The following is a 14942-nucleotide window of genomic DNA, read 5'->3' on the forward strand; positions in this document are numbered from 1 at the left end:
ACGCCGAAGGGCGCAAGAAGCCGGTGGCCTTCACTGAAGACACCGCCGTGCCGCCAGAGTCACTGGCCGATTTCATCATGGAGTTTCGCGCCCTGCTGGATGCCCACGGCCTCGACTACGGCATGTTCGGCCACGTCGATGCCGGTGTGCTGCATGTGCGCCCGGCGCTGGATTTGTGCGATCCCGAGCAGGAGGTGCTGCTGCGCCGCATCTCCGATCAGGTGGTAGCGCTCACCGCCAAATATGGCGGTCTGATGTGGGGCGAGCATGGCAAGGGCTTTCGCTCCGAATACAGCCCCGCCTTCTTTGGAGAGCTGTGGGAAGAGCTGCAGCGGGTCAAGGGGGCGTTCGACCCGACCAACCGTATCAACCCGGGCAAGATCTGTATCCCCTACGGTAGCGGCGCCGAGCTGGTGTCGGTGGATGGCCCCAAGCGCGGCAAGTATGACCGCCAGATCCCGCTCGCGGTGCGCACCAGCTACACCCGCGCCATGGATTGCAACGGCAATGGTCTCTGCTTCACCTTCGAGACCGACTCCCCCATGTGCCCCTCGGTCAAGATCAGCCGTGATCGCCGCCACTCCCCCAAGGGGCGGGCGGGACTGATGCGCGAATGGTTGCGTCAGCTGGCGGAGCAGGGGTTCGATCCGCTGGCGGAAGAGGTGGCACTGCAATCCGGTGGCGTGCGCTTCAAACAGCTGGTGGACAAGGTGCGCAACAGCTGGGCCAAACAGCGAGGCGAGTATGATTTCTCCCACGAGGTGATGGAGGCGATGGCGGGCTGCCTTGCCTGCAAGGCGTGCACCAGCCAGTGCCCAATCAAGGTGGATGTGCCCGATTTTCGCGCCCGCTTTATGCAGCTTTATCATGGCCGCTACCTGCGCGCCCCCAAGGATTACTTCGTCGGCACGGTGGAGAGCTATGCGCCGTTGCTTGCCAAGGCGCCGAAGCTGGTCAACTTCTTCCTCGAAAAAGAGTGGGCCCAGAAGGCGACCGAGAAGAGCATCGGCATGGTCGATGTGCCGCTGCTCTCGGTGCCGACCCTTGCCGAGAGCCTGCACGATAACCGCGCCCGCTATTTTGATCTGCCGGGTCTGGAGCGGATGAGCGCCGAGCAGCGCAAGCAGGTAGTGCTCATCGTGCAGGATCCCTTCACCAGTTATTACGATGCCCCCGTGGTGCGCGACCTGGTGAAACTCGCCAGCAAACTCGGCTTCCAGCCCTACCTGCTGCCTTTTAAACCGAACGGTAAACCCCAGCATATCAAGGGGTTCCTGCGCGCCTTTGCCCGCACTGCTGCCAACAGCGCCCAGTTCCTCAACAAGGTGGCGGCGCTTGGCATTCCCATGGTGGGGGTGGATCCGGCCATGGTGCTTTGCTATCGCGACGAGTATGCCAAGGCGTTGGGGTCGGCTCGCGGCGATTTTCAGGTGTTGTTGCCGCAGGAGTGGCTGCTCTCGCTGCCGGTAGATCAGTTGCCTGCTCGAACCGACAAGACCAAGAGCGAGGAGGGGAGCGAGCCCTGGTATCTCTTTGCCCACTGCACCGAGAAGACCGCCAAGCCCTCCACTCACGGTGACTGGAGCACCCTGTTTGACCGCTTCGGGGCCAGTTTGCAGCCGGTCTCTGTGGGTTGCTGCGGTATGGCGGGCACCTATGGTCACGACGTCAAACAGGTGGAGAACTCCAAGGGCATCTATGGGTTGAGCTGGGCCGACCCGCTTGCCCGTCTACCCAAAGCGCGCTGTCTGGCAACTGGCTATTCGTGCCGCAGTCAGGTCAAGCGGATGGAGGGGGAAAAGCTCAAACATCCATTGCAAGCCCTGCTGGAGCTGCTTTGATGCTGACGTTTCCCAAGCGGTTTCGGGTGCCGAAGGCCTATCGGCACCCACGTTTCTTGCTGTTACCCGCCACTCCCGCTCAGGCGGTGGTGGAGTTTGTCGCCATGTTGCGCGAGCGCGAGCAGCTCCATCAGCTGTTTCGCCCGAACGATATCTGGCCCTCCGCTAACTTCAGCCTGAGCCAGCACGAAGGAGATCTGGAGTGGCAGCAGTCGGAGTTTCTGGCCAAGCGCTCGTTCGCCTATGGCCTATGGAGTCCGGATCGGGAGCCGCAATTTTGGGGTGGGGTTTATCTCTACCCCTCGGTGTTGCCAGAGGTAGCGGTGGAGCTCTTCTTCTGGAAGGTGGCCGAGGCGCCTATCACGGATGAGGAGCTGGAGATTCAGCTGCGCGACTGGCTCGCCAGGGTGTGGCAGTGGCCAGAACCTCGTCTGCCGGGGCGAGAAGTGCCTTGGTCCGAGTGGCCCGGCATTACCTACCCTTGGTGATATCCCGCTTAAGGGCATGATTGTGTAACACGCAGCTCCGGGTCGGGGCTGCGTTGTTACCACGTCACCCGGTAACCAACAACTCACATAACTGAACCATTTTGCCGATGGAGGGCGTTTCACTCATATCGGTACGCATTCATCGCTTACATAAGGAGTCTGCTCGCAATGAGTCACGATATTGCGCCCATCTGGCGTAAACCCATGAGTCTGGAGGGGCTCAATGCCACCTCTCGCAACACCCTGATGGCCCATCTCGATATCGTCTACACCGCTTTTGGCGCCGATTGGCTGGAAGCGACCATGCCAGTGGATCATCGCACTCACCAGCCCCTTGGCATGTTGCATGGTGGCGCATCCGTGGTGCTGGCGGAAACCTTGGGATCGATTGCCGCCAATATGGCGGTCGGGCCAGATAGCTACTGTGTGGGGTTGGAGGTGAATGCCAACCATCTGCGAGCCAAGCGGGAAGGGGTGGTGACCGGGCGTTGTGAGCCGCTCCATCTGGGAGCAACAACCCAGGTGTGGCAGATTGAAATTCGGGACGAACGGATGCGTTTATTGTGCACCAGCCGACTGACCATGGCGGTGCTCAAACACAAGCGGGGCAAGGACTCCAGCGAGGAGTGATCTGCAATAACGCACTATGAGTGCAAAATAAGCAAGCCATACTCGTCAGATCCCTCTATAATTGCCAACGTCTTGAGAGGCTTATCACATTTTTCAAGACAGCAGAACAAAGTGGCGCTATAATCGCCGCCTTTTTGCTATTCCGCGGTGTTAGCCGCCTGCCTTAATCTGGAAGAATCTATGTCTGATACCGAACAACTGCCCCTTTTTAGTGAGCTTGGACTGGCCGCGCCTGTATTGAAAGCGCTGCAGGACGTGGGCTATGAGCGCCCGTCACCGATCCAGGCCGCAGCAATTCCCCACCTGATGGCGGGACACGATCTGCTGGGGCAGGCGCAAACCGGTACAGGGAAGACCGCTGCTTTTGCCTTGCCTCTGTTGTCTCGTCTGGAAGCTGGTAACCGCAACACCCAGATCCTGGTGCTGGCGCCTACCCGCGAACTGGCGCTGCAAGTGGCTGAAGCGTGCCAACGCTACGCCCACCACATGCCGGATTTCCACGTACTGCCCATCTACGGCGGTGCCTCCTACGAAACCCAGACCCGCGCCCTGCGTCGCGGTGCCCAGGTTGTCGTCGGTACCCCAGGCCGCGTGATGGACCTGATCCGTCGCAAGAACCTGGACCTCTCCGGCCTGAAAGCCCTGGTACTGGATGAAGCTGATGAAATGCTGCGTATGGGCTTCATCGACGACGTGGACTGGATCATGGAGCAGTGCCCGAGCACTCGTCAGGTTGCCCTGTTCTCTGCCACCATGCCGGAGCAGATCCGTCGCGTGGCCCAGAAGCACCTGAAGCAGCCCAAAGAGATCAAGATCGCCTCCAAGACTGCTACCGCTACCACTATTCGCCAGCGCTACTGGCAGGTAACCGGTCTGCACAAGCTGGATGCCATGACCCGTCTGCTGGAAGTGGAATCCTACGAAGCCCTGCTGGTGTTCGTACGTACCAAGAACGCTGCCGAAGAGCTGGCAGGCAAGCTGGCCGCCCGTGGTCACGCCTGTGAAGCGCTGCATGGCGACATCCCGCAGAAACTGCGTGAGCGTACCGTCGACAAACTGCGTCAAGGCCAGCTGGATATCCTGATCGCCACCGACGTTGTCGCCCGTGGTCTGGACGTTGAGCGCATTACTCACGTAGTGAACTACGACATTCCGTACGACACCGAATCTTACGTTCACCGTATCGGCCGTACCGGTCGTGCCGGTCGTAAAGGCGAAGCCATCCTGTTCGTTGCTCCGCGCGAGCGTCGCATGCTGCGCGCCATCGAGCACGCAACTCGTCAGGCCATCGAGCCGATGAAGATGCCGAGCACCGAGGACATCAACCAGCATCGTCTGGCTAAGTTCAAAGAGCGCATCCGCGAAACCATGATGGGTGAAGAGCTCGAGATCTACCACAACCTGGTAAACGAGCTGATCGAAGAGGATTCTGCCGATCCGCTGGAGCTGGCTGCTGCATTGGCCAAGCTGGTACAGGGTGACCAACCGCTGCTGCTGGATGACTCCATTCCGGATCCGCTGCTGAACGCTGGCAACGATCGTGGTGGCTTCGAGCGCCGTGACTTCAACGACCGTGGCGGTCGTGATTTCGGTGACCGTGGCGATCGTCCTGCCCGTCGCATGCCGTCCCTGGAGCCGCGTCCGCTGAAAGACAACCCGGATGTGGAGATGGAGCGCTACCGCGTAGACGTGGGTGCCCATCACGGCGTCAAGCCGGGCCAGATCGTGGGCGCCATCGCCAACGAAGCGAACATCGAGAGCCGCTTCATCGGCAACATCGACATCGCTGATGACTTCTCCACCGTCGATCTGCCGAAAGGCATGACCGCCGATGTACTGGAAGTGATCAAGAAAGCCCGTGTTTGCCAGCGTCCGCTGCAAATCACCCGCTACACCGAAGTGCCTGCCGGTGGCAACACCAGCAGCCGTCCGCCCCGTGGTGATCGTCCGTTCCGTGGTGACCGTCCTTTCAACAAGGATCGCCGTCCCCAGGGTGACCGTCCGTTCAACAAGAGCGGGGAGCGCCGTGAAGGTGGCTTCAACAAAGATCGCAAATTCGGTGGCAAGCGTCGCGAAAGCTGATTGCTGATCCCGTTATGAAGAAGGCCGCTCATTGAGCGGCCTTTTTTTCTGCCTGCGGTTTACCCTGTGTTCTTACTGAACGCCAGATCGGCATAAGCCGTTAAATGGGGGAGCGCATGATGGCCACTATTTGATGACTGGATGTCGGGGAAAGAGAGAACGCCTTTCTACTCGAAAGGCTCGGGTGTCATCCGCCGTTATGCCATAGATCAGGGCATGCAGCCGTTTCTCTGTATTGGCAGGCGTTGAGCGAATCGATAGTGCAGTACATCATTGTGCAATATTGTGCAATCCATAGGTGCTCGCCAGAGAGAAGAACAATCTTATGATCTCAAGGTCAGGCGTTGTGAAGTGTGCAATTGGGCGGATGGTTGTACGGGGAGTGACAGCATTGCGCCCGCTGACTCCGGCAATCGTAAGGGGTGGCGACTAGTTGGCCGCTCAGAGGCTTTGTCTGGCAGGCAGCCATTATTCATATCGAGTGGGGTAATTGGTTGGCATCAATGAAGAAGGCGACCATCTGGTCGCCTTCTCGTTGTGCATTGTGACGTGCAGAGTTCGCAGCCTGAAGGGCTATCAGAGCACCATGGCGGCAATCCAGCCGAAGATCACCAGCGGGATGTTGTAGTGAATAAAGGTGGGCACCACGCTGTCCCAGATATGGTCGTGCTGGCCGTCGGCGTTGAGGCCGGAGGTGGGGCCCAGCGTCGAGTCGGAGGCCGGTGAACCCGCATCCCCCAGCGCGCCAGCGGTACCAACCAGTGCGATGATCGCCATCGGTGAGAAGCCGAGCTGCAGACAGAGCGGCACATAGATGGTGGCGATGATGGGCACGGTGGAGAAGGAGGAGCCGATCCCCATGGTGATAAGCAGACCCACCAGCAGCATCAAGAAGGCGGCGATCCCCTTGTGCTGACCGATGCCGGAGGCGACCACCTGAACCAGAGAGTCGACCCCGTGGGTCGCCTTCATCACGGCGGCAAAACCGGCGGCGGAGATCATGATGAAGCCGATCAGCGACATCATCCGCACCCCCTGAGTGAAGGCATCCTGGCTTTCGCGAAACTTGATGACGCCGCCGCAGGTGAAGATGACAAAACCGGCCAGTGCACCCAGTACGATGCTGTTGGTCATCAGTTGCAGCCCCAGCGCTACGCCAATGGCCAGCAGGGCCACCCAGATGTGGGTGAGGTTGAGCTCGACCGCTTCGGGCTCGGCATCCAGGATCTTGGCCAGATCGTACTGGCGCGGTTTGCGATAGCTGATGAATACCGCAATCAGCAGGCCCAGTACCATACCGGCAACCGGAATAGCCATCGCCAGCGGGATCTGGCTGGTGGTGATGGGCACGCCGTTATCAATCAGGTTCTTGGCCAGAATGTTGTTCAGGAAGATGCCGCCAAAGCCGACCGGCAGCACCATATAGGTGGCTGTCAGGCCAAAGGTGATGACACAGGCCACCTGACGACGGTCGATCTGCATCTGCGCCATCACATGCAGCAGCGGCGGGATCAGGATGGGAATAAAGGCGATGTGAACCGGGATCAGGTTTTGGGACGAGATCGCCACGGCCAGCACGGAAGAGAGCAGCAGGGTTTTGACCCACATGATGCGGGTCGAGCTGGCATCCTTGCCCAACTGGTTGATCACCTTGCGGGCCAGCAGGTCGGTGATCCCGGAGCGGGAGATGGCAACCGCAAAGGCGCCCAGCATGGCGTAGGAGAGGGCAATCTCGGCGCCACCGCCCAGGCCACCGCTGAAGGTGGTGAGGGTATCGGTCAACGACAGCCCACCGACCAGGCCGCCAGCAATGGCCCCCAGCGCCAGCGAGACCACCACATTGATCCGCAGCAGACTGAGCACCAGCATCAGCCCGACTGCGATAACAACTGGATTCATTTGATTTCCTTATAGTTTGTTATTGCTGTCTGTCATGTGAAGGGGAGTTAGTTTGCGAAAAATGTGACAAATGTCGAGTAAAAAATCAGTCAAACCGCTCATATCGCAGCAGCATGTGGCACAAGGTTGCTCAACATGAGGGTTTGTAACCTGTTTGTCTCCGTGCATCCCGTGCGCAGCGGTGGATAGTGACCTTGATAGCGATCTCCGGTGCGCCGTGCAATCAATCACTTCCCCAAAAAAGCAAAGGCTGCCAGTGGCAGCCTTCATTCGTTTATTCTTGCCCCTCATCGTCGGCAGGGGCATCGGTTGTGTCATCATCCGGATGCGCTGGCGGCCAGCCCCCCATGCTCTTCCAGCGGTTAACGATATGACAGAACAGCTCTGTGGTGCGTTCGGTGTCATAGAGGGCAGAGTGCGCCTCTTTATTGTCAAACGGGATGCGGGCGCTCTGGCACGCTTTGGCCAGCACGGTCTGACCCAGCGCCAATCCGGAGAGGGCTGCGGTGTCGAAAGTGGCAAACGGGTGGAACGGATTGCGCTTGAGGCCAGCGCGCTCGGCGGCAGCCATCACGAAGCCGTGATCAAAGGTGGCGTTGTGGGCCACTATGATGGCGCGGCCGCAATCCTGCTCCTTCATCCCCTTGCGGATCCCCTTGAAGATCTCGGTCAGCGCCTCTTTTTCCGAGACAGCGCCACGCAACGGGTTGTAGGGGTCGATGCCGGTGAACTCCAGCGCGGCCTTTTCCAGGTTGGCCCCTTCGAAGGGCTCGACATGAAAGTGGAATACCTGATCGGGAACGAGCCAGCCCTGCTCATCCATTTTCAGGGTGTAGGCCGCGATTTCGAGCAGGGCATCGGTCTTGGCGTTGAACCCGGCAGTTTCAACATCGATGACGACGGGGTAAAAACCACGGAAACGGCCCTTGAGGGTATGAACTGCGTCGGTCATGGGATCTCGGTCGGGATAAAATGAGGCGGCATTATGGCAAAAAAGCACAGGCTTGTCCCCCCATCCCACGCAGTCGGCTGCGGCAAGGTGGCGCTCGATTTAATATCTGTGCAGCCACCAGCGGGCGGCAATCAGCGCCGTGAGCGTGCCCAACAGGGCGCTGGCCAGCACATCCACCGGCCAGTGCATACCCATCACCATGCGCGACAGACCAATCCCCAGCGCCCACAACGGTAGCAGCCAGGCGCCTGTGGGGGCTCGGGCCAGCCAGATAAGGCCAAAGAACTGGGCCAGGCTGATGGCGGCGATGCTGTGGCCGGAGGGGAAGGCGTAGTTTACCTCGGCCTGCCAGTGGTGGCCGAGCCATTCTGGCAGGGCCAGCAACTGGCTGGCGGCGTGAACCTGTTCACTGCGCACATCGACGCTACTGGCGTAGAAGTGCTTGATGGCCGGGATCAGCGACTGACTCTCAAGCCAGAGCAGATAGGGTCTGGGCTCTTCGGTCAGGTGCTTGATCAGGCTTTTGAGCACCCAGTCGCTGGCAAGCAGGGCCGCCAGTGCACACCCCAGCGCAATGAAGGAGGCCCATTCCAGTCTCAGTTTGTAGCGAGTCAGCATCAGCAAGAGGGCGCCACTGATCCCTATCCCGGGAATATCGACCATGCGGGTGAGGGCGTATGACCACCATAGCCAGCCTGATTGCAGGGAGCCGGTCAGAAAAGGCTGCCAGGGCAGGGTGGCGAGCAGTAACAGGGGCAGGATCAACAGGGCTGTGAATCCAAGCACCTGACTGCGGGTGAGTGAAGCGGTTGACACTGAGTGCGACGAAGCGTGTGGCGGCATGGTGGATATGGGCGATCGCGAAAAAGAGGGGCATTGTGCCACCGTGATATGCCCGGACAAAGCCGAGCAGCACGTTTGTTACCTCTGCTTACACATTTGTGGCGACATCCTCTGTTTTAGCGGGTTGATGGAGAGGCTGCCGCGCAATGTGGTCCCGTTTCGTGCCGGATTGCATCACAGGCTGAAATCTCGGGCGGCTTTGCGCTAGAATGGCGCCCCCGTGGCGGTTGTGACCAAAGAGAGCCCGATGAAGATAGTCGTTGATGAGAATATGCCCCATGCCGTGGAGCTGTTTGCCGAATTTGGCGAGGTGATCCCCTTGCCCGGACGGCAGATGCAGGCCCGCGATCTGCTGGATGCCGATGTGCTGCTGGTGCGTTCGGTCACCCGCGTCAACGGCGATTTGCTGGCGACCAGCCCCAAACTCTGGTTTGTCGGCACCGCCACCATAGGCACAGACCATGTGGACAAGGCCCTGCTGGCAAGCCGCAATATTCCCTTCTTCAGCGCCCCCGGTTGCAACAAGTATTCGGTGGGGGATTATGTGCTCTCAGCCCTGCTGGTGCTGGCGGAGCGCTATGAACTCGACCTCTCGGCCATGACTTTGGCGGTGATTGGCGCGGGCAATACTGGCAAGTGCGTGGCTGGCAAGGCCCAAGCGCTCGGCATGCGGGTACTGCGCTGCGATCCACCCAAGGCGCGTAATACCCCCGATGCGGGCTTTGTCGATTATCAGACCGCTCTTGGTGCCGATATCGTCAGTTTCCATGTGCCCATTACCCGTGAAGGGCCGGATGCCACCTACCATCTGCTCGATGCCGAACAGATTGCCGCGCGCCCTGCCGGACAGATCCTGATCAACGCATCCCGTGGCGAGGTGTGGGATAACCGGGCCCTGCTGGCGCGCCAGTTGAGCGATAAGCCGTTGCGACTGGTGATGGATGTGTGGGAGAACGAGCCCGAGCCACTGGCTGCGCTGGTGCCCCATACCGAGATTGCCACCCCCCATATCGCCGGTTACAGCCTGGAGGGGAAGGCCCGCGGTACCTGGATGCTCTATCAGGCGCTCTGCCAGCAGCTGGGACGCCAGCCTCGTCAGGATTTGAGTCAGCTGTTGCCCGCCCCCGATGTGCAGGCAGTGGTGCCGGGCCGCGCACCGGATCAGGCGTTGATCAAGCAGCTGGTGCATCTGGTCTATGACGTGCGTCGCGATGATGCCCGTTTCCGGGCCCGACTCGGCTTGCCCGGCAGCTTTGACGAGCAGCGCAAACGCTATCCCGAGCGCCGTGAACTATCCTCCCTGCAGGTTGAGGGTGCGTTTGCTGACCAGGCGCTGGGCGAGCTGGGATTTGCGCTGTCATGCCCCTGAATCGGGGCCTGGGAGTTGGAAGATAACCGGAAGGGGTGAGCCGTACTGGCTACCTCGCCCCCATTTTTTTACTGAGCTGGCGCAGATACTACAGCGCTGGCTCAGCCATATCAGGCAGCGTTATCTCGCCGTGCGAGCGCCTGCCGACCATGGCGCCACCCGGCGCCATTGCAGCATTATCAGAGGAGAACAGAATGAGCCAGCAGTTTAACGTAGCGGTATTGGGTGCCAGCGGCGCCGTGGGTCAGGCGATGATCGAGATCCTGGAAGAGCGCGAATTTCCGGTAGCGACCCTCTATCCGCTGGCTTCCGGCCGCAGCGCCGGTGATACCGTGCGCTTTGGCGGCAAGAACCTCGAGATCCTCGATGTGGAGGTGTTTGACTGGAGCCAGGTGCAGATCGCACTCTTCTCCGCCGGGGCCGAGGTCTCTGCCAAGTGGGCACCGATTGCTGCCGAGCATGGCTGCATCGTCATCGACAACACCTCCTGCTTCCGTTACGACGAAGATATTCCGCTGGTGATCCCGGAAGTGAACCCGGATGCGCTGGCCGATTTTCGCAATCGCAACATCATCGCCAATCCCAACTGCTCCACCATCCAGATGCTGGTGGCCCTGAAGCCGCTGCACGACGAAGTGGGCATTGCCCGCATCAACGTGGCCACCTATCAATCCGTGTCAGGCTCCGGCAAAGAGGGGGTCAGCGAGCTGGCGGGTCAGACCGCTCATCTGCTCAACGGTCGTCCGGTGGAACCGACCCTCTATCCGCAACAGATCGCCTTTAACCTGATCCCGCAGATCGACAGCTTCACTGACAACGGCTACACCCGTGAAGAGATGAAGATGGTATGGGAAACCCAGAAGATCCTAGGGGATGCCAGTATTGCCGTGAACCCCACCTGCGTGCGGGTGCCTGTCTTCTACGGCCACGCCGAGGCGGTACACGTCGAACTACACCAGCCGCTCGATGCCGAACAGGTCAAGGACCTGCTGCGCAATGCGCCGGGTGTGACCCTGTTTGATGACGAAGGGGACTATCCGACCCCGGTGCGTGACGCAACCGGCAAGGATGAGGTGCTGGTGGGCCGGGTACGCCAGGATATTTCTCATCCAAGTGGTATCAATATGTGGATCGTGGCCGATAACGTTCGTAAGGGCGCGGCAACCAACAGTGTACAGATTGCCGAGCTTCTAGTTCGCGACTATCTGTAAGGCTGGTCAGATGCCACCGATGCGCAGCAGGGAGTGCTGCGCATCCGGCCTGTGATCAAACCGGGGTGTGACCCATGCCGCACTCCGTCACTTCAAGATTCTGTTGCGATATCAACTGATTAAGTTTTTTCCTACACTCAGGGTCAAGTTGGGTGCTAAATGTGTCGGACTGCTGGCTTGCCAGGCGAGCCTGATTTATATTGAACCGACTGTTTTGGGGTAACTATCCAGATTTTTCAATGTGATAGGGCCGTCATACGAAGGAACGAATATGGGACATTCCCGCATAACATTGGCAACGCTACTCGCATTGGGTCTGCTGGGCACCGTCCAGGCTGAAGACTCGGCGCGGGAGCCTTTTTTTGTCGAGCTAAAAGGCCCTGACGAACCCGCACCTCCCGCCGTCAATTCCCAGCCGCTGGCGCAGCCGGTCGCCAGACCTGCCGCACAACCGGTGCGTACAACCGCCCAGCCGGTGGTGCGTCAGGTCACTGCCAATGCCGGTAGCTATGGCCCTGTTCGTCCGACCGATACCCTATGGAGCCTGGCGAGCAAATATCGCCCCTCCAATCGGGTCAGCGTCTACCAGACCATGGTGGCGATTTACGAGAAAAACCCCCGCAGTTTTGCCGATGGCAATATCAACCACATTCTGGTGGGGTCCCGCATTCTGCTGCCGACCGCGGCCGAGGCGAGCGTCATCACTGATGCTCAGGCTCGCGCCAAGTTCCGCAGCGACAACGCCAGCTGGAAGGGGTTAAGCCCCAAATATCTGGCTGACAAGCAGGCCCATACCGCCAAGCCGGCTGCCGCCAAACCCGCGAAGGTTGAAGCCGCCAAGACCGAGCCGGTGAAGGCTGCGCCTGCGCCGCTGCCAGTGGCGAAAGCCGCCCCCATTCCAGCCCCGGTGGTGGCACCGCAACCGGCGGCTGAAACCAAAGAAGTGGCCAAGGTGAGCGAGCCTGCGCCGAAAGAGGCGGTAGCACCTGCTCCGAGCGCTGCAGAAGGCACCACCCCGGCGCCTCTGCCTTCCGATCTGGATAAACCGGTGGGCAAACCGGCTACCGAGATGGCGCTGGCACTGGAAGATGCCAATGCCCAGCTCGGCCAGGTGACCGAGATGAACCACAGGCTCAAGCTGCGTCTGCAATCCCTGACCGAAGAGGTGGAGACCCTCAAGGCCCAGTTGCAGGATCAGACCGCGCTGCAAAAAGAGATTGCCGAGCTCAAGGCGCAACCGGTCCCGCCGGTGGCAGCCGAGCCTGAGCCTGAGAAAAACTGGTTGATGGATCTGCTCTCCTCACCGCTCAACCTCGCCATGATCATCCTGCTGCCGGTGCTGCTGGTATTGGCGCTGGTGACCCTGTGGCTGCGTGCCCGTGCCCGCCGCGAACTGGAAGAGCAGGAGAAGAGCCTCTCCGAATCCACCGCCATGATGATGGATCAGGAGCAGAGCGAGTTTGATGATCTGCTGAGCGTCGATGTGACCGACAACGAGCCGGTGCGCCCGATGCCGGATCTCAACACCCCGGATGGCTTTATGCCGATGGAGCCTGACGAGCCGGCCGCCAAGCCGGATGTCGATCTGGTGTTCAGCGACGAGGGCGAGATGGAGCAGCAGGGCTTCGAGCCCGAGCGGATGGCGGCCCAGCCAGCCAGTCGTGACCCGGACCTTGTGCCGGATCTCGATCTCTCGCTGGATGAGCCCATCGCGCTTGCCAACGAGCCCGCCATGGATCTGGCCAGCGAGTTCAATCCCAAGCCCAAGGCCGCTGACGAGATCATGAGCGAAGAGGAGCTGCAGGCAGCCCTGTTTGCCGAGTTGGATGCGGATCTCTCCGCCGACCTCGAGCCCGATTTGAGCTCCATCGACGAAGTCGGCGTCGCTGACGACGATCTGGCCAGCTTCGATCTCGGCGATTTCGACAGTGCCCTCGACGAGCCTGCTGCTGGCAAAGATGACAACGCCATTGATCTCAGTGCCGCAGAGGACGGCGACGAGAGTGCGGATGCCATGCTGGCCGAGCTGGGTCTTGAGCCTGTCAAGGCGAAGGAAGCTGAGCTGGATCTGGAGTGGGATCCCAACGAGCTGGCGCTCTCCGATTTCGAAGATGCGTTTGCCGAGGTGGAATCACATCCGGCAGATCTCCAGCCCCGTGAGCAGGCACAGGAGAGTGGCTACGTCGAGATCGACAAGCTGCTGGCTGAAGCGGATGCCACTGCGCCGGAGCAGGAGCCGTATCAGGGCTTCTCGCTGGATGTGGGGCTGGATGGCTTTCCCGAGGTGCTGCCGGAATCCACCGGATTTGACGTGGATGCCGACGACGGCGGTGTGGGTGCCAAGTTGGATCTGGCCCGTGCATACCTCGAGATTGACGACAAGGATAGTGCCCGCGAGCTGCTGCAAGAGGCGGCGGAGCAGGGTAGCGATCACCAGCGCGCCGAAGCCGAGAAGTTGCTCAAGCGGTTGGGCTAAAGCATCTCCCATCACGGGATCAGCAAAACGGGGGCAGCCAGCAGGCTGCCCTCTTCTTTTGGCGATTTGCGATGGGGGAATCATGGCCGCGCAGGCTGACCATCCAGGCCAATTGCGCGTGTGGTGGGACTTTTCGGGCTGAGCGCGTATAATCCGCCCCGTTTCTTTCACTGAGTTTTCACAACAAGACAAGTTTATCCATGCGAATTGCCCTAGGTATTGAATATGACGGCAGCCGGTATTTCGGCTGGCAGCGTCAGCGTGAAGTGATCAGCGTGCAGGCTGAACTGGAGACGGCGCTGAGCCGGATCGCCAACCACCCTGTCTCCATCCAGTGTGCCGGGCGCACCGATGCCGGTGTCCATGCGACCGGTCAGGTGATCCACTTCGATACCGAGGCGAACCGTGCCGAAGGGGCCTGGACCCTGGGGCTCAATTCCAACCTGCCGCCGGATATCGCCGTGCGCTGGGTCAAGCAGGTGGACGAGAGCTTCCACGCCCGCTTCAGCGCCACCGCCCGTCGCTACCGCTATGTCATCTACAACCACAACTACCGGCCGGCGATCCTCGGCAGTGGCGTCAGCCACTACCACGAGACCATCGATGCCGAGTTGATGCACCAGGCGGGCCAGAGCCTGCTGGGGGAGCACGACTTCAGCACCTTCCGTGCCGTCGCCTGCCAATCCAACACCCCGTGGCGCAATGTGACCCATCTGTGTGTCAGCCGCTCCGGCCCCTACATCGTGCTCGACATCAAGGCCAACGCCTTCCTGCACCATATGGTGCGCAACATCACAGGCTCCCTGCTGCTGGTGGGGCAGGGGCTCAAACCGGTGGAGTGGATTGCCGAGGTGCTGGCTGCCAAGGATCGCAATCTGGCCGGGCCGACCGCCAAGGCCGGTGGCCTCTATCTGGTCGATGTGGATTACCCGGCCGAGTTTGCTCTGCCGCAGTTGCCGCTCGGCCCGCTGTGGCTGCCGGACTCGGCACCGGGTACGACCAGTTTTTAGTAACTGCGCCCGAAAAATTGTGGTTTAATGACCCGTCATTTGTTGCCATCGAGCTATTAAGTCATTGAACAATCTAGGCTCGATGCGTTTTGTCAGGCACAAAAGCATTAAGGAATTCCATGAGCTGGCTTGAGAAGATTC

At 60.1% G+C, this 14942-nt stretch carries 11 protein-coding genes; 8 read left to right on the forward strand and 3 right to left on the reverse strand.

From position 1 onward, the window contains the following. The 4 genes from AACS18_RS23365 to AACS18_RS10980 form a co-directional block, all read left to right on the forward strand. Positions 1–1841 (forward strand): FAD-linked oxidase C-terminal domain-containing protein (locus AACS18_RS23365; protein ID WP_308810826.1); only part of this gene is annotated, 1841 nt, incomplete at its 5' end. Next, positions 1841–2329 carry a hypothetical protein gene (locus AACS18_RS10970; protein WP_108614254.1) on the forward strand — a complete coding sequence of 163 codons (489 nt, stop codon included), beginning with the start codon at positions 1841–1843 and terminating at the stop codon, positions 2327–2329. The genes AACS18_RS23365 and AACS18_RS10970, both read left to right, overlap by 1 nt. A gap of 168 nt (positions 2330–2497) precedes the next feature. Next, on the forward strand, positions 2498–2959 hold the full coding sequence (locus AACS18_RS10975; RefSeq protein WP_108614255.1) for a hotdog fold thioesterase: 462 nt from the start codon (positions 2498–2500) through the stop codon (positions 2957–2959). 180 nt (positions 2960–3139) lie between these two features. Continuing rightward, positions 3140–5041, forward strand: coding sequence for a DEAD/DEAH box helicase (locus AACS18_RS10980; RefSeq protein ID WP_005337260.1), 1902 nt, complete (start codon positions 3140–3142; stop codon positions 5039–5041). 576 nt (positions 5042–5617) lie between these two features. Here the strand turns inward: AACS18_RS10980 and AACS18_RS10985 are convergent. The 3 genes from AACS18_RS10985 to AACS18_RS10995 form a co-directional block, all read right to left on the reverse strand. Continuing rightward, entirely contained in the window at positions 5618–6940 is a 1323-nt protein-coding gene (locus AACS18_RS10985) for a Na+/H+ antiporter family protein (RefSeq protein ID WP_005361308.1), read from the reverse strand. Between the two features lie 274 nt (positions 6941–7214). Next, on the reverse strand, positions 7215–7892 hold the full coding sequence (gene rnt, locus AACS18_RS10990) for a ribonuclease T (protein WP_005333780.1): 678 nt from the start codon (positions 7890–7892) through the stop codon (positions 7215–7217). A gap of 99 nt (positions 7893–7991) precedes the next feature. After that, positions 7992–8735: a phosphatase PAP2 family protein gene (locus AACS18_RS10995; RefSeq protein WP_108614256.1), complete on the reverse strand. Its 744-nt coding sequence runs from the start codon at positions 8733–8735 to the stop codon at positions 7992–7994. A 247-nt stretch (positions 8736–8982) separates the two neighbouring features. On the opposite strand from AACS18_RS10995, the gene AACS18_RS11000 reads away from it, so the two are divergent. The 4 genes from AACS18_RS11000 (at position 8983) to truA (ending at position 14801) form a co-directional block, all read left to right on the forward strand. Further along, positions 8983–10104, forward strand: a complete 1122-nt coding sequence (locus AACS18_RS11000) for a 4-phosphoerythronate dehydrogenase (RefSeq protein WP_108614257.1) — start codon at positions 8983–8985, stop codon at positions 10102–10104. A gap of 194 nt (positions 10105–10298) precedes the next feature. Next, positions 10299–11315, forward strand: coding sequence for an aspartate-semialdehyde dehydrogenase (locus tag AACS18_RS11005; RefSeq protein ID WP_108614258.1), 1017 nt, complete (start codon positions 10299–10301; stop codon positions 11313–11315). Positions 11316–11586: 271 nt separating this feature from the next. Beyond that, complete coding sequence (locus AACS18_RS11010) at positions 11587–13791, forward strand: FimV/HubP family polar landmark protein (RefSeq protein ID WP_108614259.1); 2205 nt, start codon at positions 11587–11589, stop codon at positions 13789–13791. 200 nt (positions 13792–13991) lie between these two features. Further along, positions 13992–14801, forward strand: a complete 810-nt coding sequence (gene truA / locus AACS18_RS11015) for a tRNA pseudouridine(38-40) synthase TruA (RefSeq protein WP_040066446.1) — start codon at positions 13992–13994, stop codon at positions 14799–14801. The last annotated feature ends 141 nt before the right edge of the window (positions 14802–14942 follow it).

The sequence above is a fragment of the Aeromonas sp. HMWF015 genome, from assembly GCF_963878965.1.
GTDB classification, from domain to species: Bacteria; Pseudomonadota; Gammaproteobacteria; order Enterobacterales; family Aeromonadaceae; genus Aeromonas; species Aeromonas veronii.

What these genes read in the sequence shown, in the direction of transcription:
- truA (WP_040066446.1), top strand. Translation starts at nt 13,992, where the DNA reads ATGCGAATTGCCCTAGGTATTGAATATGACGGCAGCCGGTATTTCGGC.
- AACS18_RS10980 (WP_005337260.1), top strand. Translation starts at nt 3,140, where the DNA reads ATGTCTGATACCGAACAACTGCCCCTTTTTAGTGAGCTTGGACTGGCC.
- AACS18_RS10995 (WP_108614256.1), bottom strand. Translation starts at nt 8,735, where the DNA reads ATGCCGCCACACGCTTCGTCGCACTCAGTGTCAACCGCTTCACTCACC.
- AACS18_RS10985 (WP_005361308.1), bottom strand. Translation starts at nt 6,940, where the DNA reads ATGAATCCAGTTGTTATCGCAGTCGGGCTGATGCTGGTGCTCAGTCTG.
- AACS18_RS10975 (WP_108614255.1), top strand. Translation starts at nt 2,498, where the DNA reads ATGAGTCACGATATTGCGCCCATCTGGCGTAAACCCATGAGTCTGGAG.
- AACS18_RS11000 (WP_108614257.1), top strand. Translation starts at nt 8,983, where the DNA reads ATGAAGATAGTCGTTGATGAGAATATGCCCCATGCCGTGGAGCTGTTT.
- AACS18_RS11010 (WP_108614259.1), top strand. Translation starts at nt 11,587, where the DNA reads ATGGGACATTCCCGCATAACATTGGCAACGCTACTCGCATTGGGTCTG.
- rnt (WP_005333780.1), bottom strand. Translation starts at nt 7,892, where the DNA reads ATGACCGACGCAGTTCATACCCTCAAGGGCCGTTTCCGTGGTTTTTAC.
- AACS18_RS11005 (WP_108614258.1), top strand. Translation starts at nt 10,299, where the DNA reads ATGAGCCAGCAGTTTAACGTAGCGGTATTGGGTGCCAGCGGCGCCGTG.
- AACS18_RS10970 (WP_108614254.1), top strand. Translation starts at nt 1,841, where the DNA reads ATGCTGACGTTTCCCAAGCGGTTTCGGGTGCCGAAGGCCTATCGGCAC.